This window comes from Neptunomonas marina (assembly GCF_004005935.1).
Taxonomy (GTDB): domain Bacteria; phylum Pseudomonadota; class Gammaproteobacteria; order Pseudomonadales; family Balneatricaceae; genus Neptunomonas; species Neptunomonas marina.
The window spans coordinates 24,218-49,314 of sequence record NZ_SACQ01000010.1 but is presented as its reverse complement, the minus strand read 5'-3'; the positions used below and the strand labels follow the sequence as shown (position 1 = coordinate 49,314).

Genomic DNA, 25,097 nt, shown 5'->3' with positions numbered 1-25,097 from the left:
ATTGTCTTGAGCTTAGACCTTCCTGTGGCTGTAAGGTCAAGCGGTGTTACAAAATGATGTGCGGCAGAAAGCGGCTCATATCCTGTGTAATCGGCCCACTATCCTCTCGCAGTGAAATACCGGCTGCCAGCCCATCGACTAGCCAGCTCCCCACAAGGGTATAGGCATCACCGAAGCGCGGCAGTATCTGAGCTTGCTGGTAGATATAGCCCTCTTGACCGTACGCTCCATCGGACTCATGCAGAATGTTACCTTGCTCGAGAATCTGGATGTTAGCGCCTTCGCGCGAATAGATCGGCTTCCGTACCCACCGTACAGAAGTATCGAGCCGCTCAGCTTCATGGCCAAAGTAGGCAGGCAGCAGGTTGGGGTGCTCGGGGTACATTCGCCATAGCATCGGCAACAAGGCCTTGTTAGACAGCACCGCTTTCCATGGTGGTTCCAGAAACTGGCAGCCAGAATCGCTCAAAGGGCCTGCATATGCCTCGGCAAACATAAACTCCCACGGATAAAGCTTAAAAAGATACTCGATCTCACGATCTGCGAGATCAACAAAGCGCCCCGCTTCATTGAGGCCAATATCCTCAACAAAGATAAATGCCGTGCGCCAACCCGCCTCAACGGCACAGTCTTCGAGGTATTGAACAGTGCCACGATCTTCTAATGTTCCCTTACAGCACGCAAAGTACAGCGTTTTCTGCTCAGGCGACTGACGTAAAATGTGTTGGAACCTTGCAACCAGCTTCTCTTGCAGGCTATTAAACTGGTCAGCACGGCGAGATATGCGCCCCAGATCAACACTCTCTTCAAGCCATAGCCATTGCCAGAAGCCAGTTTCATAGAGGCTTGTTGGAGTATCGGCGTTATTTTCGAGGAGCTTGGCAGGGTGTTTTCCATCGTATACAAAGTCGAGCCGTGAATACAAAGAGGGATCACGCTGCAACCAAGAGTGACGAATAAACTCCCACTGAGCTTCAGGAATAGCAAACTGGGTTAGCAACTGCTCATCCGCGACGACACGCTCAACAACGTCTAAGCACATCTGATGCAGCTCTTCTGTGGGCGCCTCAAGGTCCTCTTCTATCTGCTGCAGTGAAAACTGATAGTAAGCAGACTCATCCCAATAGCGTTCGCCGTACATGGTATGAAAATAGAAGCCATACTCAGCGGCCTTTTGCTGCCAAGCAGGCCGCTCGGCACAGGGAATGCGGTACATGGATTTAACCGCCCCAGCTGCGGCTCGCGCTACGCGCTGCGGCTACCTTTGCCACCGCCTGTCGCCCAAAACCGCCACGCGAGAGCGTTTTGGTATTGGCTTTACGAATCTTAGGCGTCAGCAGGGCTTTCTTGTTGACGAAGTAGCGGCCTCGCTGATTCAGCACCGGCGTACCGTCTGCTAACACATAGCCTCTAAGTGACTTATGGCGGCCCTTGTAGCGATACAGCGTATTGTAGGCGATCAGGTCACCGACCTCGTCGATCCCCTCTTCCACCAAAAAGCCGACCATATCCGGCGAGTAGCCGTTAAACTCCTCGTTACAGCTGTTAAAGCCAAACTCCGCCTCACAGTCTTGGCGGGTTGCGAAACGCGGTTCACTGTACTCGGACTCTTCCATCGCCTTTTGATAAGCGGCCTCACAGGTGGCCATATCCCAGTTTGTCTGGTTTATACAGTCATAAACTGAGCTAACAACAAACACCTCTTGATCGTCGGAGCAGCCCGCTAAGCTCGCTGCAGCTATCGCAACGGACAAAGGCTTAGTAGCCGGAAGAAACTGCTTTCGCATTCGACCAAGATCGATTGTCTGGCTGCGCTTTACTCTGCGTTCCATCATTACTACCTCAGTAGGTCATTGACGCTGCATTCAGCAGACCCACAGCGATGTTAACGCTACCTAGAATCACGCCGGCGCTCACTTCGTTCTCACGAATAAGCTGCACGATTCGCGGCATAAACAGAAACCGCACAACCGCAAAGGCGAGGCACTGGGCCAGCAACGCCACCAGCGACCATGCAAAGAAGTCATAGAGTGATACCGATTGGCTAATCACCCCGAATAGAGCTATAGCGAAGCCGACAATACTGCCACCTAAACCGATGGAAGCGGCTAAATTTTGCTCTTTTTTGATCAGCTCCCATTCGTCATGAGGCGTAATTAAGGTGTAGACAAACTTAAAGACTATTAGTAACAAGATCGCGACGCTGAAGTAGATCGCAAAGTTTAGTAAGCCTTGAAAAAACAACGCACTCATAACGGATTAGCTCTTATCAGGAATTAAAAGTCGAAACATGCCTGTTCAGACAAACGGGATGCAGCGATATAGTAAAGAAAATCCCCACGCTGCAGTTCTCTGTCAACTGGCGGGTTGAGTTGGATCTCTTTATCGTCTGCCGACATCACACCGATAATGGTGGCGTTGAGGTCATCCTTAAAGTGGTGAAACAGCGCTTTCATCGTACGCGGCTCACCTCGATATTCAACGCGATACTGGGTTTGCCCTTCAGTGGTATCCAGCAGCTGCTTATGCAACGCGCTAGAGCCTGGATCAACGGCGGTTTTCGCCAACATCTCCACCGATACCGATGGCACAATCTCAATATTGGGGCAGTGCACACGTAAAATGCCCGCAGCAGACTCATCTTGAAGATAGGCCACTTTGTGGCTATCTGGGCTAACTGATTTACAAAACAGTGCCGTGGTAACCGTCACATCATCGGCGTCGGTATCGATCACGATGGTGTTAGCCGCCGCGACACATGCCCTTTTCATCTGCTCTGGATCGATAAAAGATTCTACCCGAACAAATTCAATACGCCCTGGCAGCGGGTTCTCTACCTCCGCTTTCACGCAGAGCACAATAGCACGGTCATCCGATGCGCCTTTGGCCCTTAACATGTCGATAAAACGCAAGGTGCGTTGATCGTTCCAGCCGATAATCAAAATATGATCAGATACATTCAACATACGCAGACCTTTTTTCCCTCTGAGCAAGCGCTCCCACACCGCAAACCCCAAACGGGTCACAAGCAGTGCAAAAATATTGATACCGGCTGGTATCACCCAAATGTAGGCAAAGAAACGTCCTAAATCACTACCGGGTGAGAGGTCACCGTAGCCCACCGTGGAGGCCGTGGTGACGAGCCAATAGAAGAACGTGTTGGGCGCTAACAGCGCCTGCTCTCCCGCTACGGCCATCATCAAGTACGATGACACCACATAGAAAAGCGTAAAGAGTAACAGAAAGGCGATGCTCGCTCGGGTATAGAGCGCCAAAATCATGCGCCGTATGCGAAGAAATAACATGGCCTTATAAGCTCCTGATGGGGTATTAGCGATTCTGTGCCGCGTGTGAGAAGAGCCTGAAATAGTTCTCAGTGGTGATGTTTGCTAACTCTTCCAGACGAACACCTTTAAGGTCTGCGATACACTGCGCAACATCAACAACAAACTTTGGCTCATTTTTCTTGCCACGGTGCGGCACTGGAGCAAGATAGGGCGAGTCGGTCTCGATCAGGATTCTATCTAGCGGGATCGCTTTCACTACATCACGAAGTTCGGCCGCATTGCGAAATGTCACGATGCCAGAAAATGAGATCATGTAGTTAAAATCCAAAGCTCGCAGGGCCATCTCGCGAGATTCAGTAAAGCAATGGAGTACGCCACCCGCGTCACCGCCATGGGCTTGGATCAGACTCAGCGTATCGTCACGGGCATCCCGTGTGTGTACGATCACAGGGAGTTGAAGCTGGTCAGCAGCGATCAAGTGGTTCCGAAAGCTCTGCTGCTGAATCTCTTGTGTATCCGTGGAGTAGTAGTAATCTAGGCCCGTCTCACCAATCGCTACGATCTTATCCAACGTCTGCACTCGGTTTACGAGCGCTTCCACCGACTCAATACCCGCTTCACTTTCAACATGTAACGGGTGTACACCCAGTGATGCATCAATCGCAGGGTTATCCTTGATCAATTCATACATCGTATCAAACTGATCGATATCGATAGAAACACACAGCATACGGCCCACGTTACGTTCGTGGGCGGCGGCTAGCATGGCGCTGAAATCGTTGTTATAAGGCGAGAGGTCAAGCTTGTCGAGATGACAATGAGAATCTACAAACATAGTAAAAAAGCGGCCTACAGCGTATGAGTTCTGCGATCTGAGTTCAATGCACCGGCCAAGTAGGTCTCAATTTTCTGCACAAGCGTTGTGTCGTCTGGCGACAACTGAATACCGATACCGGGGATTTTGCCCCCTTGCGCGGCTTTGGGTGTCACCCATACCACTTTACCGGTAACCGGAATTTTGTCAGGCTCATCCATGAGTGTCAGCAGCATGAACACCTCTTCCCCTAAATGATAGGAACGGGTCGTTGGTATAAACATACCGCCGTTGCTGATATAGGACATGTAAGCTTTGTAGAGATCCTCTTTGGTCTCTACGCTTAACGACAAAATACCGTGACTAATCCGAGGAACAACTGACATTGGACTTGACGAACTCCCTCTCTACTCGGTGCGAACCAGATCGCGCCAATCTATAAGAATGCGTTCTAGCATCAACTGTTTATTGGGGTTTTGTCGGCGTGCTACGCCAAGACGCTCCTGCTGAACAGTATCAACCAATGTAAAGATTCTATCCTTCGAGGTGTATTTAGCAACACTATTCAACATTTTTTGCACATCCCGATTGCGGATAGGTGCTGCTGCGCCGCCCACCTTGATACGTGATACATCAGCCAATAGGCCTTGCAACCAACTCAGTAATGCTTCAACGTCCTCTTTATGGAAGCTGGCGGCTACCTCAAACGGGGTCGATTTATCTTGTAACAGCTCTTTTAACGCGACTAGGAACTTACCCCGTAAGGCCCGGTGCCCAGCTTCTTTAAACTCGATAGCTGCCAACGGTGCGCCGTGTACAACATCCAGCAGCTGCGCCGCTTCCTCTTCGCTTAGCTCAAGATGCTCAACCATCCACTGTGTTGCTTGCGCAAGCTGAGGCGGATGGCAATCAACCCGCTGGCAGCGGCTTTTAATGGTTGGCATCACCTGACCAAGCTGATGTGTGATCAAAATCAGTAACACATCGTTGCCAGGCTCTTCTAGCGTTTTGAGCAAAGCATTCGCCGCTGATGTATTCATCGCTTCCGCCGGATTAAGAATCACAACGCGGTAGCCCCCTTGCTGAGCGGTACTGTGCATAAAGTCAGAGAGTTCGCGAATTTGATCAACTTTGATCGCTTTGCCACTATCAGATGGTGCTAAGAAATAGAGATCCGGGTGCCCACTGCTATTCAACAACTGGCAGCTACGGCACTGCCCACACGCACGGCCATCACGCGGTTGATGGCAGATCACATAACCAGCTAACGCCTCTGCGAACGCTTGCTTCCCAAGCCCCGGCATACCATTGATCAACAACGCATGTGGCAAATGCTGAGAATCATGCAGCTTAACCACACGCTGCCACTGCGCCTCAAACCAAGGGTAAACTTGCGCATCTAAGGCGTGATAACGCTCCGCGATATCCATTAACCTACGAACCCTAGCTTGGTGATAAGCGCATCTTTTATCTGTTGCTGAACATTCGCTAGGGGCGCCGAGGCATCGATCACTGCGAACCGGCTTGGCTCCTCTTGAACACGGCGTAAATAGCCTGCGCGCACACGCTCAAAAAAAGCCTGCTTCTCAGTTTCAAATCGGTCAGGGGCGCTACGCGCACTTGCTCGCGCCATCCCCACTTCAACCGGAAGGTCTAACAGCAATGTCAAGTCTGGGCGCAGATCGCCCTGCACAAACTGCTCAAGCTGCGCGATACGCTGCCAATCTAAACCGCGCCCGGCACCCTGATAAGCAAATGTCGCATCGGTAAAGCGATCACTCAATACCCACTTTCCCTGTGCCAACGCGGGTTTTATCGTTTGCGCAAGATGCTGTGCTCGCGCCGCAAATACGAGCAATAGCTCTGCGTCATTAGCAACAGGTTCTTGCCTTTGTGATAGCAGCATCGCACGGATCTCTTCCGCCAATGGCGTCCCGCCGGGCTCTCGGGTTACGAGCAGCTCTTTACCTTGCTCGGCAAGCAGTTGCTGAATAAAGGCGATATTGGTGCTTTTCCCTACCCCTTCGGTCCCTTCAACGGTTATGAAAAAGCCTGTCTCATTGCCCATAGTTACTCCGGTGTCGAGCGGTATTCGCGCTTGCGTCTAAGCTGATATTGTCTTACTGCATTGTTATGGTCACGCAGCGTCGCTGAAAACTGATGCGTTCCATCCCCTTTCGCCACAAAGTAAAGCCACTTACCAACAACAGGGTTAAGCGCAGCCTGAATCGCTTCACGCCCTACCATGGCAATGGGCGTAGGCGGCAAAGCTGGGATCGTGTAGGTGTTATAAGGTGTAGGCCGACGTAAGTCTTTGCGTGTAATGTTCCCTTTGTAGCGCTCCCCCATACCATAAATGACGGTCGGGTCTGTTTGTAGACGCATCCCTTTTCTCAGACGCTTCACAAAAACACCAGCAATTTGGGGGCGCTCTGCTGCCACAGCCGTCTCTTTCTCCACAATGGATGCCATGATCAGCGCTTCGTAAGAGGACTTATAGGGCAGCGACTTCTCTTTTGAATCCCAGCTAGCTTGGAGAGCCGTTTGTAACTGCTGATAGCTACGTTTGAGTAACTCTAGATCAGTGCTGTTACGCTTAATTTGATACGTCTCGGCAAGGAATAAGCCTTCAGGGTGCTGCTCTTTCGCGCCGATCGCCTTCAGCACCTCTTGATCAGACATATCGGCAATCGTCGTCTTCAATAGGGGCGCTTTCGCTGCCAAAGCTGATCTCAGTTGCCGAAACGTCGTGCCCTCAATGATAGTAAAGTAGTGCTGCACGGTCTCGCCACGTACCATTTTGTCTAGCACATCGGCAGGCGTAACATCCGCAGCAAACTGGTACTCCCCTGCTTTCACGCGATGCGCTAGCTTGTTAAGCCGTGCATACGCCTTAAAGTACAGTGGATTATCAATCAGCGATGCTTTTTCTAGCTGATTAAGCAAACGGTTAAAGGATGTTCCTTTTTCAACCACCAACGACTCAACAGGCGCCTCTAATGCTACAGAGCTCGACATGTAACGATGCAGGTCTCCCCATAACCAATACCCTGTCGCACCAGCAGCAATAGCCATTAAAAACAGTACAGAAAAAAAGCGTTTCACCTACATCTCATCCTTTTCTACAAGCGCTTGAAGCTGCCGTGTGACAGGGCCAACCGGGTAGGATTGATCTGCCAATTTTACAACCGGCCATATACCGATCACTGAATTAGCCAGAAAAATTTCGTCAGCTGTATTCAGCACGCTCGGCGGGCAATCCACCATTTTAACCTCGATTCGAGCATGCTGAGCAAGCTCCATGATCCGAGTTCGCATCACACCATGGACGCCACACTGCGCCAACGTCGGTGTAAAAAGCACACCCTGCTCCACCCAAAAAAGGTTACTCATTGTGCCTTCTGCCAACCTACCGTCAACATCAAGCACAAGGCCTTCTGAAATACGCGGGTCAGACCATTCCGCTCGTGCTAACACCTGCTCAAGACGATTAAGGTGCTTCATACCCGCCAATAGAGAGTTCTTGCCCAGTGCGGTGTTACAAAGCCTGACCTCCACCCCTTGAGCAGGTTTCATCTCATCACGCTGATAAGGCGACCAAGCAACGATGCGTGTCGGCGTAACATGACTATCGAATGCATAACCACGCTGACCCTGACCACGAGTCACGGTTACCTTCAACACACCAGAGGTTTGACCAAACTCAGACAAATCTGCTTTGAGTTTTTTGATGTCCTGTTCAAGCTCTGCAACAAGGCCATGAGTGCTGATGCCTAAGCGCTGACAACTGCTGGTTAAGCGCTCAAGATGCATTTGCCAATAGAGAGGTCGCCCATTTAACGTCAATATCGTCTCAAATAAACCATCACCATACGCCAAACCGCGATCAGCAGGATCGAGATGCGCATCAATAAGTCCATTGATTAACGTTATTTTACTCATGAGCAGGTCTGATAGCTGGGAACCGCCAGAAGGCGGCCCCCAAGAAGCATGTTAAATGCGACGGAAAACTAGCGTACCGTTGGTGCCGCCAAATCCAAACGAGTTGGATACCGCTGCATCGATCGTACAGGTTTGCGCTTGGTGGGCAACGTAGTTTAGATCACAGCCCTCAGAGGGGTTATCCAAATTGATCGTCGGTGGAGCAACTTGATCACGTAGCGCCAAAACACAGAAGATCGCTTCAACCGCACCAGCTGCACCCAGCAAATGGCCAACCATCGATTTCGTCGAGCTCATACGTAACTGATCTACTGAAGCACCAAAGACATTTTTCGCTGCATTCGTTTCAGCAAGGTCGCCCGCGGGCGTTGAGGTGCCATGTGCATTGACGTACTGTACCTGCTCCGGGTTCAGCTGAGCATCTTTGATGGCATTAGCCATAGATGACGCGGCACCTTCACCATTCTCTGGCGGAGCCGTCATGTGATGAGCATCGTCACTCATGCCAAAGCCAGCTAGCTCGCAATAGATGTGCGCGCCACGTGCTTTTGCGTGCTCGTACTCTTCCAGCACAACGATACCTGCACCATCACCGAGCACAAAACCATCGCGATCAGCATCCCAAGGACGGCTAGCTCTCTCAGGGTCATCATTGCGTGTAGATAGCGCGCGAGCGGCGCCGAAACCACCAATACCTAGCGGTGATGTTGCCATCTCAGCACCACCTGCCAACATGACATCAGCATCGCCGTACTGAATCATGCGCATCGCGGAGCCAATATTATGTGTGCCCGTTGTACATGCGGTAGTGATTGCAATATTCGGCCCTTTAAACCCATATTGGATGGCCAAATTCCCTGCAATCATGTTGGTGATACTGCCGGGTACAAAGAATGGTGAAATGCGTCGTGGGCCGCTTTTGTTCAGCGTGTTATGCGTAGCCTCAATCATCGTGAGACCACCGATACCCGAGCCAATCGCACAACCAATGCGCGGCGCATTTTGCTCTGTCACTTCCAGCTCTGCATCTTGGATCGCTTGCATCGCCGCAGCCATGCCGTACTGAATAAACAGATCCATTTTGCGAGCATCTTTAGGGTTCATGTACTGCGCAACATCGAACTCTTTGACAGAAGCGGAAAAGCGTGTAGAAAATTGAGAAGCATCAAAGTGCTCTATCGGTGCAGCCCCACTTTTTCCAGCGAGAATACTCTCCCAAGCACCCTCTACAGTGTTACCTACCGGTGTCAGCATACCTAGACCGGTAACTACCACTCTTTTGCGAGACATAGTGCCACTCCAGTTGAAAAACTATAGAAAAAGAAAAGCCGCACTCCACGAACGCAGATGCGGCTTTTCAATCAAAATATGATCTCGGTGACGAGTCGATTACTGATGAGCGTTTACGTAATCGATTGCTAGCTGAACAGTCGTAATCTTTTCAGCTTCTTCGTCTGGAATTTCTGTTTCGAACTCTTCTTCCAGAGCCATAACCAGCTCAACAGTATCCAGAGAGTCAGCACCTAGGTCTTCAACGAAAGAAGCTTCGTTAGTTACTTCTTCTTCTTTAACACCCAGCTGTTCCGCGATGATCTTCTTAACGCGCTCTTCAATATTGCTCATAACTCTTCCTATCTATTTATCAACCCTTCATGCCATTTACGACACGAGATCGTGATTTTATTAGAACTACCCCTTGCATAGCAAGGAGGTAATTTACTTTGATAATCGGCTGTCGGCCAATTATCAACAAATCGGTGAAAATTACAAATATTTCGAGAAAATACTCTGACTTAGCTCATGTACATGCCACCGTTCACTTGGATTGTCTCGCCTGTCACGTAGGCTCCGCCTTCGCTTGCAAGGAATCCAACAACAGCAGCAATCTCTTCCGGGCGCCCAAGGCGGTTCATCGGAATCTGTGACTGAAGCGCAGCTTTGTGTTCATCAGCCAAGTCTTTAGTCATATCGGTATCGATAAAACCAGGCGCAACACAGTTAACCGTAATATTGCGCGAGCCGATCTCACGCGCCAACGCACGCGTGAAACCTTCCATTCCCGACTTCGCAGCAGCGTAGTTGGCTTGGCCAGCATTACCCATAGAGGCAACAACCGAACTAACACTGATAATCCGCCCCCAGCGCGCTTTGGTCATACCGCGCAAGCAAGCCTTTACGACACGGTAGATGGATGTCAGGTTCGTGTTCAGCACATCATCCCACTCATCATCCTTCATACGCATCATGATATTGTCGCGCGTAATACCGGCATTATTGACCAAAACCGTGATCGCACCAAACTCCTCTTGCACTGCCTTAATGACTGCCTCAACAGACTCAGCATCCGCAACATTGAGCTTTACACCGCGCCCTTGGATACCGTTCTCTTGCAGGTATGCAGAGATAGATTCAGCACCGCCATCACTTGTAGCAGAACCGATAACAATAGCGCCTTGGCGACCTAATTCCTCTGCGATCGCTTTACCGATGCCTCGTGTTGCACCCGTGACTAGGGCTACTTTGCCTTCAATACTCATAAAATTATCCTTATTAAAGCGCTAGCGCAGCTTCGAGGCCTGCGACATCACCAATTGCTTTGACCGCCAACGGCTTATGAACTTTCTTATTCAGCCCGGAGAGCACTTTACCTGGGCCGCACTCTACAGTGCTTTCAACACCTTGCTCAACCATCGCAGCAACGCTGTCCGTCCATAGAACAGGGCTATAAAGCTGAGCAATAAGATTCTCTTTCAGCTCTTCTGCGCTTTGCGCTTGAGCTGCTTTAACATTCTGCAACACCGGGATAGCAGGCAGCGTAATATCTACTTCAGCCAGCTTCTCCGCAAGCTTTTGCGCGGCAGGCTTCATCAATGCACAGTGCGACGGTACGCTAACTGGCAGAGGAACTGCACGTTTCGCTCCAGCGGCCTTACACGCATCAATGGCACGTTCCACAGCCGCCGCTTCACCAGCCACGACCACTTGGCCTGGGCAGTTAAAGTTAACCGGTGCCACTACGTCACCTTGCGCCGCTTCTTCACAAGCAGCTTTTACGGCCTCATCTGCCAAACCGAGAATTGCCGCCATAGCACCAGCGCCGGGCGCCACCGCTTGCTGCATGTACTCACCGCGCAGTTTTACCAACGTTACCGCTTGCGCAAAAGGAATCGCACCTGCACACACCAAAGCGGTGTACTCACCTAGGCTATGTCCAGCCATAATCGCAGGTTGCGCACCGCCTTTTTCTTGCCATAAGCGCCAAAGCGCAACACCTGATACCAACAGCGCAGGCTGAGTTTTATCCGTTTGATTCAAATCGGCTTCAGGACCATTCTGAACAAGCGCCCATAGATCATATCCTAGGACCTCAGAAGCCTCCGCGAATGTTGCTTCAATGATGGGATTAGTTTGAGCAAGCTCAGCGAGCATACCCACCTGCTGAGACCCCTGACCGGGAAATACAAGTGCAAGAGACTGTGACATAGAGAGATTCAACCTACTTGAAAGACAAATTTATTCTGCGACGCCCCCTCATGCAGGTGCGCCCTTTTTTGGCAGGATAGTTTACAGGATTAACGGGGAATTAGAATGTTTTAATGCGTGTTTACAAAGCTCGCAAGGCGATCGCTAACCTTTTGCGGAACATTTTGACGCACTTCAGAAATAGCTTGATCCAGTGCATAACCGAAACCTTTACGGTCAGCCCCACCATGGCTCTTCATAACAATGCCTTGCAAGCCCAGCATCGTGGCACCATTACGTTTCGACGGATCCATTTGCGCCTGAATTTCTCGCAGCACAGGCTGCGCCAACATCGCCAAAAAGCGACGATACATATTCTTAGTAAAGCTATGGCGCACTTTTTTAGTAATTAAACGCGTTAACCCTTCGCAACTTTTCAGCGCGATATTACCAACAAAACCGTCGCAAACCACCACATCAGCCTTACCTGAGAAAACATCGGAGCCTTCGATATAACCGATATAGTTGAGCCCTTCCTGCTGAAGAATCAGCTCATTAGCCATCCTCACCAACTCACTTCCCTTGATGCTCTCCTCACCCACATTGAGCAACCCTACCGTTGGGCGAGCGATACCATCGACCGTTTCTGCCATCACACTCCCCATGATAGCGAACTGCAACAGATTCTCAGGCGTGCAATCAACATTCGCTCCCAGATCAAGCATGTAGCAATGCCCAGACTGGGTTGGAACGGACGTGATAATTGCCGGACGATCAATCCCCGGCTGCATTTTTAACACCAACCGCCCAAAAGCCATGAGCGCCCCGGTGTTACCCGCACTGACACACGCATCCACCTCGCCTTCTGAAACGAGACGAACAGCCATAGCCATCGAAGATTGCTGCCTATTGCGAATAGCAAGGGAAGGCTTTTCATCCATAGGGACTGCATCAGGTGCATGAACTAGCACTAAACGAGACACAACCGAGAGCGGCAGACGCTGCTTCTTGAGCCGTCTTTCGAGCTCAGGCTTATCACCAATCAGATGAATTGTTAGAAAAGGATATCGGCGCAAAGCCGATAGAGATGCAGGGAGGGTGATGCGGGGACCGAAATCCCCGCCCATCGCATCAACAGAGAGAATGACGCGATCTGACAAGAATATTATTCGCTGTCAGTAGATACAGCCTGACGGCCGCGGTAGAAGCCATCAGCTGTCACGTGGTGACGACGGTGAGTTTCACCAGTCGTAGCATCTACGGACAGAGTTGGACCACTCAAAGCATCGTGAGAACGACGCATGTCACGACGTGAACGAGACTTTTTACTTTTCTGAACTGCCATGGTTAGCTAACTCCTAAATCATTTCTTATCGGCCTTCAACTGGGCCAATACGCTGAACGGGTTCGTTTTTTCTGGTTCGGGCTCGTCGATTGCCTCTGCGTCGCCAAAGGATGTCTGAACACTGCAATCCGCATGGTATGGAACAAGCGGCAGACTCAGTATAAGTTCCTCTTCGACTATCGGCAAAAGTTCAATATCTTCTTCCTCAACGATTAACGGATCATAGTAGCGAGGTAGCTGTTTAGCCCTCTCTTCGTTAAACGCGATCGCTAGATTGAACTCTGCTTTAACATCAACTTCTACCGGATCTAGGCATCGCTGACATGTCATGTGAACATGACCTTCAGCACTACCTGTAATAGTACGAATTCTCAATTCGTCCAACGAAAAGAGCAGATCAACACTGATCTCATCTTCACCTTGGCACAGATAAGAGGCAAGACGAGGCATTTTTTCAGCCTTTACTTGACCTGCAATTCGTACCTCCCGCTCAGCAAGCTTTCGCGGGTCAATTATTTTCGGCAAGTTACCGTACGACATAAGCGCGCAATTCTAGGGGCACATGGCCCATCTGTCAAAGGAAAACGGGTTGCAAACCCGAAAAAAGCGCGAGTATTCTACGCCTTTCTTTCATGATAGATAACCCCTTAGGACAATAAAGATGCAAACACTGGTGTTAGCCTCTAGCTCCCCATATCGACGTATGCTGCTCGACAAATTGGAACTCCCCTACCAACATGCAAGCCCCGATATTGATGAGTCACCAAAGCCAGCCGAACAACCCGCCGCACTCGTAAAAAGGCTTGCCATTGAAAAAGCACAAGCCATTGCAACACAGTTTGATAGTGCGATTATTATCGGCTCTGATCAGGTTGCCGTTTGTGATGATGTGATTCTCGGCAAACCAGGGACTGCCACGAAAGCGCATGAACAACTTAAGCTACTATCAGGCAAACGCGTCACGTTTCTAACAGGCTTGGCGGTCATTAACACACAACACCAAACGATAGATGCCATAGTAGAGCCCTTCAACGTGCAGTTTCGCACCCTAAGCGAGCAACAGATAGAAAACTATGTGGCCAAAGAGCAGCCGCTCAACTGCGCTGGCAGCTTCAAGTCAGAAGGCTTAGGAATAGCGCTGTTCGAGAAGCTAGAAGGGGATGATCCCAATAGTTTGATCGGCCTACCGCTCATTCAGCTCACAAAGATCCTGCTAACACAGGGCATCGATGTACTCAGCACTAAGTAAGCGCAAGCAATAAAAAAGGGAGCTAAGGTCCCTTTTTTTACGCTGACATTAACGCAACTGCACTCCGTCGGTTAGACCAACTTGGCTACTTAACGTCTTCGCGAAGATAACACCAAAACGCTCTACCACTTCGTCCAGCGCTGACTTACGCGGCGAATAGTCACGCAGCTTCTCTATATCTAACTTATCGCGTGCCACAGAGCTTGCACTGCCCAAGCCGTCGATTAGGCCGTTTTCGAGAGCTTGTTCGCCCGTCCAAACCAAACCACTAAACAGCGCTGGGTCATCCTTGAGACGATCACCACGGCCTTTCTTAACTTGGTCGATAAACTGTTGATGTGTTGTATCTAAAACCGATTGCCAAAACACCTTATCCTGCTCTCGCAATGGGCTAAATGGGTCCAGCAGCGCTTTGTTGTCACCAGCCGTGAACGTGCGGCGCTCCACACCAAGCTTATCCATCAGATCAACAAACCCAAAGCCACCCGAGACAACCCCGATTGAGCCCACTAAACTTGCTTTATCTGCGTAGATCTCATCAGCAGCGGCTGCAATATAGTATGCACCCGAAGCACCGATATCCGTGATCACCGCATACAGCGGTTTTTCAGGGTAGATCTCCCTAAGGCGCTTTATCTCGTCATAAACATAGCCCGACTGTACAGGGCTACCGCCAGGACTGTTGATGCGCACAATAACGGCTTTCGCAGCATCGGCCTCAAATGCATTGCGCAGCGACCAAATGATAGAGTCAGCATTGGCTTCCTCTTGAGCAGATATCGGACCAACAACTTCGACCACTGCGACGTGAGGCAGCGAACTATCACTCTGCTCTGGTGCAAACCCATAACGGAACAGAAAAGCACCGAGAATAATAAACAGATAAGCAAACGTTAGTAGTTTGAAAAAGATACCCCAGCGCCGGGCACGGCGCTGCTCAACAAAGAGGCCATTGAGCATCCGCTCAATGAGTTTCCACTCTTTGCCCGAGCCTTTCTTAGCCGCATTTTCTAGCTTACGCTCAAGTTCCTCTTCCACGCTTTCTCCCCATTGATTCTGACTCACTCACACACTCCTTGAACCGTTTCGAGCCACCGTGCAATCTCCGCAAACGCATGCACTTCCAAAACCGGATCATACTTACCCAAGCGGTCAATATGATGAGCGCCATAACTAACAGCAATGCGCCCAACATTCGCTCGCTGCGCCATCTCCATATCGAACTCGGTATCACCCACCATCAGCGCGTGCTCTGCAGCAACCCCTGTTTCAGCAAGAATCTCATGGAGCATGTGAGGATCTGGTTTTGATGTTGTCTCGTCAGCACACCGCGTAATTTCAAACAACGATCCCAATCCTGTCTGCGCTAATACTCGGTCCAACCCCTTACGGCTTTTCCCGGTTGCGACCGCTAGGCGGTAACCCCTATCGCGCAGCGCCTCTAGAGTTACTTGCACGCCTGCGAAGAGTGCCGTTGGCGTATTATCACCTTCTAAATAATAGTACGCATATCGCTCACGCATTGGTTCAATCATGTCGTCGTTGATGCCCGGAAAGAGCTGCCGAATCGCCTCCGGTAGCCCTAAACCGATTATCTCGCGCGCTTCATGATCTTCTAAGCTTGGCAAGCTCAAGTCGCGCGCTGCCGCCTGCATACTTGACACAATGCGGGCTGTCGAGTCGATGACCGTACCGTCCCAATCAAAAATCAATAACTTGTACAACTCATCACTCCTTAAAAACCACAGCTATTCAAACCGCTAACAACGCAAAGTAGGCTGATCAATCTTCCTGAATCACGGGGCGAATATGCAGCTCACTCACATCGATGTAAGCAGGCTGTGTCAGCGCATAGTAAATTGCGTTTGCGATATCGTCAGGCTGCAAAATCTCACTGCCCTCAGCGTACATATTCGCCTTAACGGCATCACGAATCTTCGGATGGTTAATGCTATCGGGTAGCTCTGTGGCCACAGCTCCTGGCTGAATATCGGTTACCCGCACACCAAAGCGAATCGCCTCTTTACGCAGCGTATCGGAGATTGCCCGCACAGCATGCTTAGTACCCGCATAAACGCCCGCACTCTGGTACGTCTGGCGCGCAGCGATTGAGCTGATGTTGACAATGTGCCCTGACTTTCGTTCCGCCATCCCTGAGTAAACAGCATTGATAGCATAGAGCACGCCCTTGATATTCACGTCAATCATCTGCTCCCATTCATCCACTCGGCCAGATAAAATAGGGCTGATTGGCATCGTACCGGCATTATTGATCAGAATATCAACACCGCCACGCTCAGCGATCTTTTCGCCTACCACCTCCATTACCGGCCGGTCAGAGACATCGGCAACTTCTAAGGCAACCGCCACGCCGTATTTCGCCTCAAGCTCTGCCGCGAGCGCCACTAGCTTCTCTTCGCGCCGCGCCGTCAAAACCAAATTCACACCCTCTTTCGCGAGGCGGCGTGCCGTCGCCTCACCAATACCGGAGCTTGCGCCGGTGATCCAAGCTGTTTTTCCTTGCAGCATGTTTACTCTCTCTGTACCAAATAAAACGGGCGCCTATGCGCCCGTATACTTTCTACACTGTAAAGAAATCAGCGGTGTTTGAAAACCGGCTTACGCTTCTCTGCAAATGCATTCATGCCCTCTTTGCAATCTTCGAATGCAAAGGTCGCGGCAAAATTGCGGCGCTCGAACAATAGCCCATCCTGCAGATCGGCATCCACTGCAAGATCAACAGACTCTTTGATCATCATAACCGCAGGGCGCGAATGGCTAGCAATCTTCTTAGCGACTTTGCGTACCGTATCAAGCAGAGCGTCCGCAGATACAATTTGCGAGACAAGCCCAGCACGCTCGGCCTCTTCTGCATCCATCATGCGGCCAGTCAAGCACATATCCATCGCCTTCGCTTTACCCACCGCCTTAGTCAGACGCTGAGTACCACCCGCTCCTGGCATGGTACCGATGCCAATTTCGGGCTGGCCGAACTTCGCACTGTCCGTAGCGACGATAAAGTCACATGCTAGCGCCAACTCACAACCACCGCCCAATGCAAAACCTGCTACCGCAGCGACCACCGGCGTGCGCGCCTCATCAATTGCACGCCAGCAATCACGTTGGATACGCGGAAAATCCGAGACGTAGAGATCATGGAAGGAGAGGTCCTTCATCTCTTTGATATCAGCACCTGCGGCAAAGACTTGGTCGCCGCCTGTTAGTACGATACAGCCGATAGCCTGATCGGCTTCAAGCGCATCAACAGCTTCGCCTAGCTCGCGCGTCAGTGTTTGGTTTAGAGCGTTCATCGCCTTCGGGCGATTAAGGGTAATCACCCCTACGCCATCAGCAACCTCAACCAGAAGTGTTTCGTACGTCATAACCCCTCCGATTAACCTTTTGGGTGGCGACGGCTTTGCACCACGCGGAAACGGTTTGCAACGTAAGCCAAGTCTGACAAACACGCATTAGCCGCAGGGTTTGCACCCGTTGCATGGAAATCACTGTATGCCGCGCTTTGGTTCACAAAGATACCGCCAGTCAGGTTACAGCTTAGCGCCACACCTGCATCCAATGCTGCATCTTCAATCTGGTCGAGTACCGCATCGCTGCTCGAGTAGCAGCCCATGGTAATAGCACCGTGGGATTTAACCGCACGACGAGCCAGCTCAATTGCGTGGTTAGTATCATCGGCCTTAACAACAAAGCTGATTGGGCCGAACAACTCTTGCATATATGTTGCTTCATCCGCTGCATCAATGCTCATCAGCAATGGGGAGCGCATACGCGCATTCGGGAAATGTGGATGTTCAACAACATCAGACTCACGTACAACCGTGCCCAGCGTGTTGCTGCCATCTACACGCGCGGCTGTTGCATCCGCTTGGATCGCACCCAAGACCATAGCAGCTCGCTCAGGATCAGACAGGAACTTAGTAATTGCCATACCCAGATCCGCCGCAACTTCATCAAAGCTTTTATGGCCAGCGTCCGTTTCGATTCCGCCTTTTGGCACGAAAATATCCTGCGGCGTTGTACACATCTGGCCAGAGTACAAGCTCAGCGTGAATGCCAGGTTACGCAACATACCTTTATAGTCATCAGTAGAGTCAATAACGATGGTGTTTACACCCGCTTTTTCAGTGTAAACCTGCGCTTGCGTGCAGTTTTGCTCCAACCAGTCACCAAATGCTGTGTTGCCGGTGAAGTCGATCAATTTGATCTCATCACGTTTAGCAAGTTCAGCCGTACCCGGCTTCGCAGCATCCTCGTCGATCACCAAAGAAACGATATGCGGCGGCAGACCATGCTCCTTGAGCACATCTTGAGCAATCTGAACGCTGATAGCCGCTGGCAAGATTGCCGCTGGGTGCGGCTTAACGATCACTGGGTTTCCAGTAATCAGGTCAGCAAACATACCTGGGTAGGTGTTCCATGTTGGGAATGTAGAGCAGCCGATTACCAAGCCGATACCGCGCCCAACAGTGGTGAACTTCTTCTCAAGTACTAGCGGATCGTGTTTGCCCTGTGGTTTAGTCCAAGTCGCAGCCCCCGGTGTGTGAGTCATTGCCGAGTAGCCATAAGCTACTGCTTCTAGGCCGCGATCTTGCGCGTGAGGACCACCCGCTTGGAAAGCCATCATGAAGCCCTGACCTGAGGTATGCATAACCGCGTAAGCAATCTCAAAGCTACGCTTGTTGAGACGCTCTAGGATTTCAAGACAGACAGCTGCACGGCCATCTGCACCTTGATCACGCCATGCTTGGCGTGCGCTTTCCATCTCGGGCAACAACACATCAAGATCAACTAGCGGGTATTTTACGTTGAGATCAATACCATAAGGAGAAACCTCAGCACCCGCCTCGCCAACAATACCCGGCATATCAAGAAAGAACGCGCCGTTCAGGTGCGCCTTAAACGCCGCTTCACCGTCAGCGTTAGCCGTTTCGCCATAAGCGCGTGGACTTGGATTCTCTGAGTATGGGCTCCAGTAGTCACGCGTCTGGATGGCATTTAGGGCGGATTTAAGTGTGTCCTGATGTTTTTCAAACAGTGTGCTCATGAGGATTCTCTATCATTATTCTGGTCTTAGTTACTTGCCAAGATACACCAAAGCTTGTGATACATAAATACTGATCAAAAACTATTTTGTGTATCTCTTTAGTATAAATGAAGCGGCATCTTTATACGTATCATCAAGGCACCCCCTACCTAGCAGCATTAAAAGTGATGCAGCCTCGCTAAGAACCTGACATAAGAAGCGCAATAATCTTTTGCGATTTTGTAACTTGTTGACTGAAATTATTCTCCGTTAAAGTAGCCTCGCCATTACTATAAGAGTCACCTCATGTTCGCACCTACTTCACTCGCTACGATCTTAGTCCTCGCATCCGTGGTTGCGTTGGGCCCGCTTTCCACAGATATGTATCTGCCTGCGCTCCCCAGTCTTGTTGATGAGCTTAACTCCTCGATTGATCAGGTTCAGATTACGTTATCGATTTTTTTTGGCGGCTTTGCGGTCGCGCAGCTCGTTTACGGACCACTCGCCGATCGCTTTGGCCGTAAATCGATTCTGCTCGGTGGGCTGGTACTATTTACGCTGGCGTCTTTTGGCTGCGCAATGGCAACAACTATTGAAGAGTTGATCGCATATCGCTTCTTGCAAGCCCTCGGAGCCTGCGGCGGCCCCGTTTTGGGGCGCACAATGATCAGAGACATCTACGGCCCCACTCAGTCCGCCAAGGTGCTGTCGATGATGGGTACAATTATGGCGCTCGCACCGGCAATCGCACCGATTATTGGTGGATATATGCTGCTATCACTCAATTGGGCGGCGATCTTTGTATTTTTAGGGGTATACGGTGCAATAACAACGCTACTCATTGGCCTGAAGGTTTCGGAGTCTTTAGCACCTGAAAATGTCAGTAGCCTGCACCCTAAAGCCATCTTTACCAACTACAAAACACTATTCAGCAGCCCAGTTTTTCTCGGCTATACACTGTGTTGCAGCTTTACCTTTTCAGGCCTTTTCTCATTCCTCTCAGGTTCCTCGTTCGTATTGATCGATTTCTTTGGTGTACCGGAAGATCACTACGGTTTTTACTTCACCGCCGTTGTACTGGGTTATATGTCAGGAACACAGATTGGCCAGCGTATTGGGCCGCGCCTAGGCATTAATAAGATGCTACTGCTCGGCACATTGCTCGCAGCCATTGCAGGCAGCGCCATGATGGGAGCTTCGCTCTTAGGTTTACATAACTTGTATTGGGTGATTTTTTGCCAAGTCTTATTTATGGCGGCCGTCGGTATCGTGATGCCACAATCTACCGCCGGTGCCATGAGCCCCTTTGCTAAAATGGCAGGTACTGCATCTGCACTACTGGGTTTTACGCAGTCGGCGATCGCTGCAGGCGTGGGTATGGTGGTAGGACATACATACTCAGGAACCCCCACCGTCATGGCAACAAGTATCGCGCTAATGGGCTTTCTGGCGCTACTGAGCTTTATTTTTATCGTAAGGCCTGCCACCACGCAGCAATAACGCTCGACCACAGGGTAAAAGCCCTGTAAAAAATAGAGATGAAACCAATCTGCTATCGAGGGAAAGAACATGCTGATACAACCGGACCGCTCTAGCCTCTTGATCATTGATATCCAAGCTAAGCTTGCTCCCGCGATTCATGGTGCCGACCTGCTAATCAGTAATAGCCGATGGTTGGTTGAAATCGCACAAAAGTTGAGTATTCCCACACTGGTCACAGAGCAGTATCCATCGGGAATAGGCAGTACAATTCCAGAACTCGCTGAGCTTATATCCGCAGAGCAAACCGTTGAGAAAATTTACTTTTCGTCCGTCGCAGACCCCGATGCTAACCTAGCACTCGAGGCCCACTGTAAAGAGCAAGTCGTCATCATCGGTACTGAATCTCACGTTTGCGTGCTGCAAACAGCCATAAATCTGAAAGAGATAGGTAAAGAAGTATTTATTGTCGCCGACTGCGTTGGTTCACGCGCTCAGGCCGATCGCCAACTCGCGCTAGACAGAATGCGGCAGCTAGGCATTCATATTGTGTCAAAAGAGATGGTTGTATTTGAGTGGCTCCAAAAAGCCGGCACTGATCAATTTCGAGAGATCAGCAAAAATTACCTTAGATAAACCAATTCTCATCCAAAACTCTGGATGGAGCTTTAAAAACAGAAAAATAAACCAAACAAAGTCTTGGTAGCATACTTTTGTCTATACATTAGATAAAAATAATAAAAATCTACTAATCCAAACAAGGTAGACTTTCCGCCGATAATTCTAACTAAAATCTGCTTCTCTTATGGAGAGTCCCTTATGCAATCTGTTGTCGATTTTTTAAACGGCATTATCTGGAGTCCTGCACTTATTTACCTGTGCTTGGGCGCTGGCTTGTTCTATTCCATTCTTACGCGCTTTGTCCAAGTGCGCATGTTCGGCGAAATGTGGCGCCTACTTTTCTCAGGCAATGCGTCTGACAAAGGTATCTCATCATTCCAAGCACTGGCTGTCTCTCTGTCCGGGCGTGTCGGTACGGGTAACATCGCCGGTGTTGCTGCGGCAATCGGCTTTGGTGGCCCAGGTGCGGTTTTCTGGATGTGGGTAGTTGCCTTCCTTGGTGCTGCTACGGCATACGTTGAATCAACACTTGGTCAGATCTACAAAGAGGAACATGAAGGCCAATACCGTGGTGGCCCAGCGTTCTATTTCGAAAAAGCGATGGGCCAGAAGTGGTTCGCGTGGATTTTCGCAATCGCAACGATCATGGCATGTGGTTTCCTGCTACCAGGTGTACAGTCCAACAGTATCGGTAATGCAGCAGAGATCGCCTTTGGCGCAGGTGCAACTATCGAAACTAGCTTCGGCGCACTGAGCTTCACTAAGATTCTAACGGCCGTAGGTATTATCCTAGTACTTGGTTTCATCATCTTTGGTGGCGTAAAGCGTATTGCGCAGTTCACTCAGGTTGTCGTGCCATTTATGGCGCTAGCCTACATTTTGATTGCATGTTCAATCATCGCGCTTAACATCGACCAGCTACCGGGCGTTATCAGCATGATTCTTGCTGATGCCTTCACTCCGATGGCAGGCTTTGGTGCTGCGATTGGTTGGGGTGTAAAACGCGGCGTTTACTCGAACGAAGCGGGCCAAGGTACAGGTCCTCATGCAGCAGCGGCGGCAGAGGTTGACCACCCAGCACAACAAGGCTTGGTACAGGCGTTCTCTGTCTACATCGATACCCTATTTGTATGCTCTGCAACAGCGTTTATGATTCTGATCACCGGTGCTTACAACGTACACGGTGCTGGAGAAGCGTTCCTAGTTCAGAATATCGCAGCGGATATTGCAGCAAATAGCCCAGCGTATACTCAAGCGGCAGTAGAAAAAGTACTTCCTGGTGTAGGTGAGCCGTTCATCGCACTGGCATTGTTCTTCTTCTCGTTCACAACGATTTTAGCGTACTACTACATCGCTGAAACCAACCTGGCTTACTTAAAGCGCACCATCAACCTTCCGGGTCTGGACTTCTTGCTAAAAGCAGGCCTACTGGCAGCCACATTCTACGGCGCGATCAAAACAGCAGACCTTGCATGGGGTCTGGGTGACGTAGGTGTTGGCTTGATGGCATGGTTGAACATCGTTGGTATTCTGATCATCTTCTTCATGGCAAAACCTGCGGTAAAAGCCCTGAAAGATTATGAAGCACAGCGTAAAGCAGGCGTTAAAGATTACACATTCGATCCACAGAAACTTGGCATCAAAAACGCTGAGTTCTGGGAAAAGAAAAAGTAATGCGATAGCATATTAACAACTAAAGCCCCGACCTAGTTCGGGGCTTTTTCCTTCAGATGACAACATTTTGCAGCAAAAGTGTCACTTTTCTAAATTAGTCTAGCCCTTATCAAGACATCGTATTAGGGATTAGACTCATGCCGCATTTCACCATGTTCAAAAAGGCCGCATTCGCTGTTGCGGTTACCACTGCACTGGCAGGCTGCAACGACAGCAACAATGACTCACAAGCTACTAGCGAACTTACACTCAAAATTCTGCACATTAACGACCACCACTCTCACTTACGCGGAAACAGCGGTGATATCGAAATAGCAGGCGCAAGCACGGATGTAAAAATGGGCGGTTTTGCGAAGGTCGTGCAGAAGATGAACGACCTACAAGCAGGCGCCACCAACGTGCTTAAGCTTCATGCAGGCGATGCCATCACGGGGGATCTTTACTATACGCTTTTCAAAGGCGAAGCGGACGCCGCCATGATGAACCAAGTCTGCTTTGATGCTTTCGCACTTGGTAACCATGAATTTGATGATGGCGATGCTGGCTTAAAAGCCTTCCTAGATCACCTCAATAGCGGTGCCTGCAACACCGATGTACTGGCCGCGAATGTGATCCCAGAAGTGGGAGTCTCGCCACTCGCGCAAAGCAGCGCCACCGATTACTTCAAACCTTATACCATTAAAACCTTCGGTGATCAGAAGGTGGGGATTATTGGAATCGATATCGCATCTAAAACCAAGAACTCCTCAAGCCCAGATGCAACCACCCAGTTCCTCGATGAAACAAGCACTGCTCAGCGCTACATCGACGAACTAAGTGCAATGGGTATCGACAACATCATCTTGATGACCCACTACCAGTACAAAAACGACCTAAAACTGGCTCAAAGCCTTACTGGTGTTGACCTAATCGTCGGCGGTGACTCTCACACACTACTTGGCGATCAGTTCACTGCGCTCGGCCTTAACAGTACTGGCCCTTATCCCACTCAACTCACCAATAAAAGCGGCGAACCGGTGTGTATTGTGCAAGCATGGGAGTACTCGAACGTTGTTGGTGAGCTAGATATCACCCTGCAAGACGGCAAAGTGAAAAGCTGTAGCGGCACACCCCACTTGCTGCTGGCCGACACATTTGAACGCGACGACACAGAGCTTGCGGGTACTGAACGTCAGGCCGTGCTGGACGCTATCGCTGCCAACGATGTGCTATCGGTCGTGATGGATGATCCAACCGCTGCCAACGTGCTAGCTGGCTATTCAGACCAAGTTGACTCACTCAAGCAAGCGGTGATCGGCTCCAGCACAGACGACCTTTGCTTAGAGCGCATCCCAGGCCAAGGCAAAAGCGCGCTATGTGATGCTACAGCCACCCAGTCAAACGGTAGCGATATCTCCAATATCGTTGCCAAAGCGTTCCGCACGATGAGTCTAACCTCAGATATCGCAATTCAAAATGGTGGCGGTGTACGCGTCGACATTCCACAGGGCGATATCACGGTGGGTGATGCGTATACGCTACTACCTTTTGCCAACACGCTGGTTGAACTCACGATGACCGGTGCGCAGATTAAAGCGGTTCTCGAAGATGCCTTCGATTACGCTATCTCACCTGACGGCTCAACAGGCGCATACCCCTATGCCGCTGGCTTGCGCTGGGATGTTGACCGCTCCCAAACAAAAGGTATGCGCTTTAGTAACCTAGAGGTGATGCGCAAAGGCACAAGCACATGGTCAGCGCTCGACCTTAACGCGTCTTATAAAGTCGTTACAAACAACTATATTGCCGGTGGACGTGACGGCTACCTAACCTTCGGCGTAATCTCAGCTGAAGAGGGTAAGGTCGTTGATACATTCCTCGACTACGCACAATCATTTGTCGACTACGTAGAAGCTGAAGGCTCTATCAGTAAGCTGCCACTGAGCGAGTACAGCACACAGAAATACTACGATGAAAACGGCGTACTCCAGTAACCCTCCAAACCTCTGAAAAAAAGCCCGCAACAGCGGGCTTTTTTCATTTCAAACCAAGATCTAAAAAAGATCTTAAGAACAAGCTTCTTCAAACTGTCATAATTTATTTGTAGCCTGCCGCTACACTTATAGATGCCACTGAACGTGCAAGGATGAGAGCCTCCAGCACAAACGGCGGACGACATACGTCACAAAGTTTGCCAATGA

At 50.2% G+C, this 25,097-nt stretch carries 27 protein-coding genes; 5 read left to right on the top strand and 22 right to left on the bottom strand.

Annotated elements, in window-relative coordinates:
* Window positions 1-46 precede the first annotated feature (46 nt).
* The 17 genes from EOE65_RS16615 to EOE65_RS16535 all read right to left on the bottom strand — a co-directional run bounded on the left by EOE65_RS16615 (window position 47) and on the right by EOE65_RS16535 (window position 13,300).
* Window positions 47-1,216 (bottom strand): glutathionylspermidine synthase family protein, encoded by a 1,170-nt coding sequence (locus EOE65_RS16615; RefSeq protein WP_127695816.1) that lies wholly within the window; start codon window positions 1,214-1,216, stop codon window positions 47-49.
* Window positions 1,217-1,220: 4 nt separating this feature from the next.
* The gene (locus tag EOE65_RS16610; protein WP_164847145.1) at window positions 1,221-1,832 is read right to left on the bottom strand and encodes a DUF1190 domain-containing protein; all 612 of its coding nucleotides are present in this window, start codon (window positions 1,830-1,832) and stop codon (window positions 1,221-1,223) included.
* Between the two features lie 10 nt (window positions 1,833-1,842).
* Window positions 1,843-2,253 (bottom strand): DUF350 domain-containing protein, encoded by a 411-nt coding sequence (locus tag EOE65_RS16605; protein ID WP_127695812.1) that lies wholly within the window; start codon window positions 2,251-2,253, stop codon window positions 1,843-1,845.
* A 23-nt stretch (window positions 2,254-2,276) separates the two neighbouring features.
* Window positions 2,277-3,305, bottom strand: a complete 1,029-nt coding sequence (locus tag EOE65_RS16600; protein WP_127695810.1) for an ion channel — start codon at window positions 3,303-3,305, stop codon at window positions 2,277-2,279.
* 25 nt (window positions 3,306-3,330) lie between these two features.
* A complete protein-coding gene (locus tag EOE65_RS16595; RefSeq protein ID WP_127695808.1) occupies window positions 3,331-4,122 on the bottom strand; it encodes a TatD family hydrolase in 792 nt (263 codons plus the stop codon).
* Window positions 4,123-4,136: 14 nt separating this feature from the next.
* Window positions 4,137-4,487 (bottom strand): PilZ domain-containing protein, encoded by a 351-nt coding sequence (locus tag EOE65_RS16590; RefSeq protein ID WP_127695806.1) that lies wholly within the window; start codon window positions 4,485-4,487, stop codon window positions 4,137-4,139.
* Between the two features lie 21 nt (window positions 4,488-4,508).
* Window positions 4,509-5,531 (bottom strand): DNA polymerase III subunit delta', encoded by a 1,023-nt coding sequence (locus EOE65_RS16585; RefSeq protein ID WP_127695803.1) that lies wholly within the window; start codon window positions 5,529-5,531, stop codon window positions 4,509-4,511.
* Window positions 5,531-6,169, bottom strand: a complete 639-nt coding sequence (tmk, locus tag EOE65_RS16580; protein ID WP_127695801.1) for a dTMP kinase — start codon at window positions 6,167-6,169, stop codon at window positions 5,531-5,533. Before tmk ends, EOE65_RS16585 begins: the two co-directional genes overlap by 1 nt.
* 2 nt (window positions 6,170-6,171) lie before the next feature.
* Entirely contained in the window at window positions 6,172-7,206 is a 1,035-nt protein-coding gene (gene mltG / locus EOE65_RS16575; RefSeq protein ID WP_240657024.1) for an endolytic transglycosylase MltG, read from the bottom strand.
* Window positions 7,207-8,043, bottom strand: coding sequence for an aminodeoxychorismate lyase (pabC, locus tag EOE65_RS16570; RefSeq protein WP_127695799.1), 837 nt, complete (start codon window positions 8,041-8,043; stop codon window positions 7,207-7,209).
* 51 nt (window positions 8,044-8,094) lie between these two features.
* Entirely contained in the window at window positions 8,095-9,333 is a 1,239-nt protein-coding gene (gene fabF, locus EOE65_RS16565) for a beta-ketoacyl-ACP synthase II (RefSeq protein ID WP_127695797.1), read from the bottom strand.
* Between the two features lie 99 nt (window positions 9,334-9,432).
* Complete coding sequence (gene acpP / locus EOE65_RS16560) at window positions 9,433-9,666, bottom strand: acyl carrier protein (protein ID WP_127695795.1); 234 nt, start codon at window positions 9,664-9,666, stop codon at window positions 9,433-9,435.
* Between the two features lie 170 nt (window positions 9,667-9,836).
* Entirely contained in the window at window positions 9,837-10,580 is a 744-nt protein-coding gene (gene fabG / locus EOE65_RS16555; protein WP_127695793.1) for a 3-oxoacyl-ACP reductase FabG, read from the bottom strand.
* Window positions 10,581-10,593: 13 nt separating this feature from the next.
* Window positions 10,594-11,526, bottom strand: coding sequence for an ACP S-malonyltransferase (fabD, locus tag EOE65_RS16550; RefSeq protein WP_127695791.1), 933 nt, complete (start codon window positions 11,524-11,526; stop codon window positions 10,594-10,596).
* 110 nt (window positions 11,527-11,636) lie between these two features.
* Window positions 11,637-12,665, bottom strand: coding sequence for a phosphate acyltransferase PlsX (gene plsX / locus EOE65_RS16545; protein WP_127695789.1), 1,029 nt, complete (start codon window positions 12,663-12,665; stop codon window positions 11,637-11,639).
* Window positions 12,666-12,670: 5 nt separating this feature from the next.
* A complete protein-coding gene (gene rpmF / locus EOE65_RS16540) occupies window positions 12,671-12,850 on the bottom strand; it encodes a 50S ribosomal protein L32 (RefSeq protein ID WP_127695787.1) in 180 nt (59 codons plus the stop codon).
* Window positions 12,851-12,868: 18 nt separating this feature from the next.
* Window positions 12,869-13,300, bottom strand: coding sequence for a YceD family protein (locus tag EOE65_RS16535; RefSeq protein ID WP_240657023.1), 432 nt, complete (start codon window positions 13,298-13,300; stop codon window positions 12,869-12,871).
* A gap of 211 nt (window positions 13,301-13,511) precedes the next feature.
* Here EOE65_RS16535 and EOE65_RS16530 point away from each other — a divergent pair, with 211 nt between their 5' ends.
* Window positions 13,512-14,099: a Maf family protein gene (locus EOE65_RS16530; RefSeq protein WP_127695784.1), complete on the top strand. Its 588-nt coding sequence runs from the start codon at window positions 13,512-13,514 to the stop codon at window positions 14,097-14,099.
* Window positions 14,100-14,147: 48 nt separating this feature from the next.
* Here the strand turns inward: EOE65_RS16530 and sppA are convergent, their stop codons facing one another.
* The 5 genes from sppA to paaN all read right to left on the bottom strand — a co-directional run bounded on the left by sppA (window position 14,148) and on the right by paaN (window position 19,164).
* Window positions 14,148-15,164: a signal peptide peptidase SppA gene (sppA, locus tag EOE65_RS16525; RefSeq protein WP_240657022.1), complete on the bottom strand. Its 1,017-nt coding sequence runs from the start codon at window positions 15,162-15,164 to the stop codon at window positions 14,148-14,150.
* Complete coding sequence (locus tag EOE65_RS16520; RefSeq protein WP_127695782.1) at window positions 15,161-15,823, bottom strand: HAD-IA family hydrolase; 663 nt, start codon at window positions 15,821-15,823, stop codon at window positions 15,161-15,163. The genes sppA and EOE65_RS16520 overlap by 4 nt, the downstream gene beginning before the upstream one ends.
* Before the next feature lie 58 nt (window positions 15,824-15,881).
* On the bottom strand, window positions 15,882-16,628 hold the full coding sequence (locus EOE65_RS16515; protein WP_127695780.1) for an SDR family oxidoreductase: 747 nt from the start codon (window positions 16,626-16,628) through the stop codon (window positions 15,882-15,884).
* Window positions 16,629-16,696: 68 nt separating this feature from the next.
* Window positions 16,697-17,482, bottom strand: a complete 786-nt coding sequence (locus tag EOE65_RS16510) for an enoyl-CoA hydratase-related protein (protein ID WP_127695778.1) — start codon at window positions 17,480-17,482, stop codon at window positions 16,697-16,699.
* Window positions 17,483-17,493: 11 nt separating this feature from the next.
* Entirely contained in the window at window positions 17,494-19,164 is a 1,671-nt protein-coding gene (paaN, locus tag EOE65_RS16505) for a phenylacetic acid degradation protein PaaN (protein WP_127695776.1), read from the bottom strand.
* A gap of 285 nt (window positions 19,165-19,449) precedes the next feature.
* On the opposite strand from paaN, the gene EOE65_RS16500 reads away from it, so the two are divergent.
* From EOE65_RS16500 to nadN, 4 genes are all read left to right on the top strand, one after another.
* Window positions 19,450-20,643, top strand: coding sequence for a multidrug effflux MFS transporter (locus EOE65_RS16500; protein ID WP_127695774.1), 1,194 nt, complete (start codon window positions 19,450-19,452; stop codon window positions 20,641-20,643).
* A gap of 69 nt (window positions 20,644-20,712) precedes the next feature.
* A complete protein-coding gene (locus EOE65_RS16495) occupies window positions 20,713-21,258 on the top strand; it encodes a hydrolase (protein WP_127695772.1) in 546 nt (181 codons plus the stop codon).
* 183 nt (window positions 21,259-21,441) lie between these two features.
* Window positions 21,442-22,917, top strand: a complete 1,476-nt coding sequence (locus EOE65_RS16490; protein WP_127695770.1) for an alanine/glycine:cation symporter family protein — start codon at window positions 21,442-21,444, stop codon at window positions 22,915-22,917.
* Window positions 22,918-23,054: 137 nt separating this feature from the next.
* Window positions 23,055-24,890 carry an NAD nucleotidase gene (nadN, locus tag EOE65_RS16485; RefSeq protein ID WP_206052701.1) on the top strand — a complete coding sequence of 612 codons (1,836 nt, stop codon included), beginning with the start codon at window positions 23,055-23,057 and terminating at the stop codon, window positions 24,888-24,890.
* Window positions 24,891-25,097: the final 207 nt, after the last annotated feature.

Bases quoted from the DNA above. Each gene is read 5' to 3' on its own strand.
- EOE65_RS16595 (WP_127695808.1), bottom strand. From the start codon at position 4,122: ATGTTTGTAGATTCTCATTGTCATCTCGACAAGCTTGACCTCTCGCCT.
- EOE65_RS16535 (WP_240657023.1), bottom strand. From the start codon at position 13,300: ATGCCTCGTCTTGCCTCTTATCTGTGCCAAGGTGAAGATGAGATCAGT.
- acpP (WP_127695795.1), bottom strand. From the start codon at position 9,666: ATGAGCAATATTGAAGAGCGCGTTAAGAAGATCATCGCGGAACAGCTG.
- paaN (WP_127695776.1), bottom strand. From the start codon at position 19,164: ATGAGCACACTGTTTGAAAAACATCAGGACACACTTAAATCCGCCCTA.
- EOE65_RS16490 (WP_127695770.1), top strand. From the start codon at position 21,442: ATGCAATCTGTTGTCGATTTTTTAAACGGCATTATCTGGAGTCCTGCA.
- EOE65_RS16500 (WP_127695774.1), top strand. From the start codon at position 19,450: ATGTTCGCACCTACTTCACTCGCTACGATCTTAGTCCTCGCATCCGTG.
- EOE65_RS16615 (WP_127695816.1), bottom strand. From the start codon at position 1,216: ATGTACCGCATTCCCTGTGCCGAGCGGCCTGCTTGGCAGCAAAAGGCC.
- EOE65_RS16605 (WP_127695812.1), bottom strand. From the start codon at position 2,253: ATGAGTGCGTTGTTTTTTCAAGGCTTACTAAACTTTGCGATCTACTTC.
- EOE65_RS16495 (WP_127695772.1), top strand. From the start codon at position 20,713: ATGCTGATACAACCGGACCGCTCTAGCCTCTTGATCATTGATATCCAA.
- EOE65_RS16610 (WP_164847145.1), bottom strand. From the start codon at position 1,832: ATGGAACGCAGAGTAAAGCGCAGCCAGACAATCGATCTTGGTCGAATG.
- EOE65_RS16515 (WP_127695780.1), bottom strand. From the start codon at position 16,628: ATGCTGCAAGGAAAAACAGCTTGGATCACCGGCGCAAGCTCCGGTATT.
- nadN (WP_206052701.1), top strand. From the start codon at position 23,055: ATGCCGCATTTCACCATGTTCAAAAAGGCCGCATTCGCTGTTGCGGTT.
- EOE65_RS16590 (WP_127695806.1), bottom strand. From the start codon at position 4,487: ATGTCAGTTGTTCCTCGGATTAGTCACGGTATTTTGTCGTTAAGCGTA.
- tmk (WP_127695801.1), bottom strand. From the start codon at position 6,169: ATGGGCAATGAGACAGGCTTTTTCATAACCGTTGAAGGGACCGAAGGG.
- fabF (WP_127695797.1), bottom strand. From the start codon at position 9,333: ATGTCTCGCAAAAGAGTGGTAGTTACCGGTCTAGGTATGCTGACACCG.
- EOE65_RS16600 (WP_127695810.1), bottom strand. From the start codon at position 3,305: ATGTTATTTCTTCGCATACGGCGCATGATTTTGGCGCTCTATACCCGA.
- EOE65_RS16510 (WP_127695778.1), bottom strand. From the start codon at position 17,482: ATGACGTACGAAACACTTCTGGTTGAGGTTGCTGATGGCGTAGGGGTG.
- EOE65_RS16530 (WP_127695784.1), top strand. From the start codon at position 13,512: ATGCAAACACTGGTGTTAGCCTCTAGCTCCCCATATCGACGTATGCTG.
- fabG (WP_127695793.1), bottom strand. From the start codon at position 10,580: ATGAGTATTGAAGGCAAAGTAGCCCTAGTCACGGGTGCAACACGAGGC.
- EOE65_RS16585 (WP_127695803.1), bottom strand. From the start codon at position 5,531: ATGGATATCGCGGAGCGTTATCACGCCTTAGATGCGCAAGTTTACCCT.
- fabD (WP_127695791.1), bottom strand. From the start codon at position 11,526: ATGTCACAGTCTCTTGCACTTGTATTTCCCGGTCAGGGGTCTCAGCAG.
- rpmF (WP_127695787.1), bottom strand. From the start codon at position 12,850: ATGGCAGTTCAGAAAAGTAAAAAGTCTCGTTCACGTCGTGACATGCGT.
- pabC (WP_127695799.1), bottom strand. From the start codon at position 8,043: ATGAGTAAAATAACGTTAATCAATGGACTTATTGATGCGCATCTCGAT.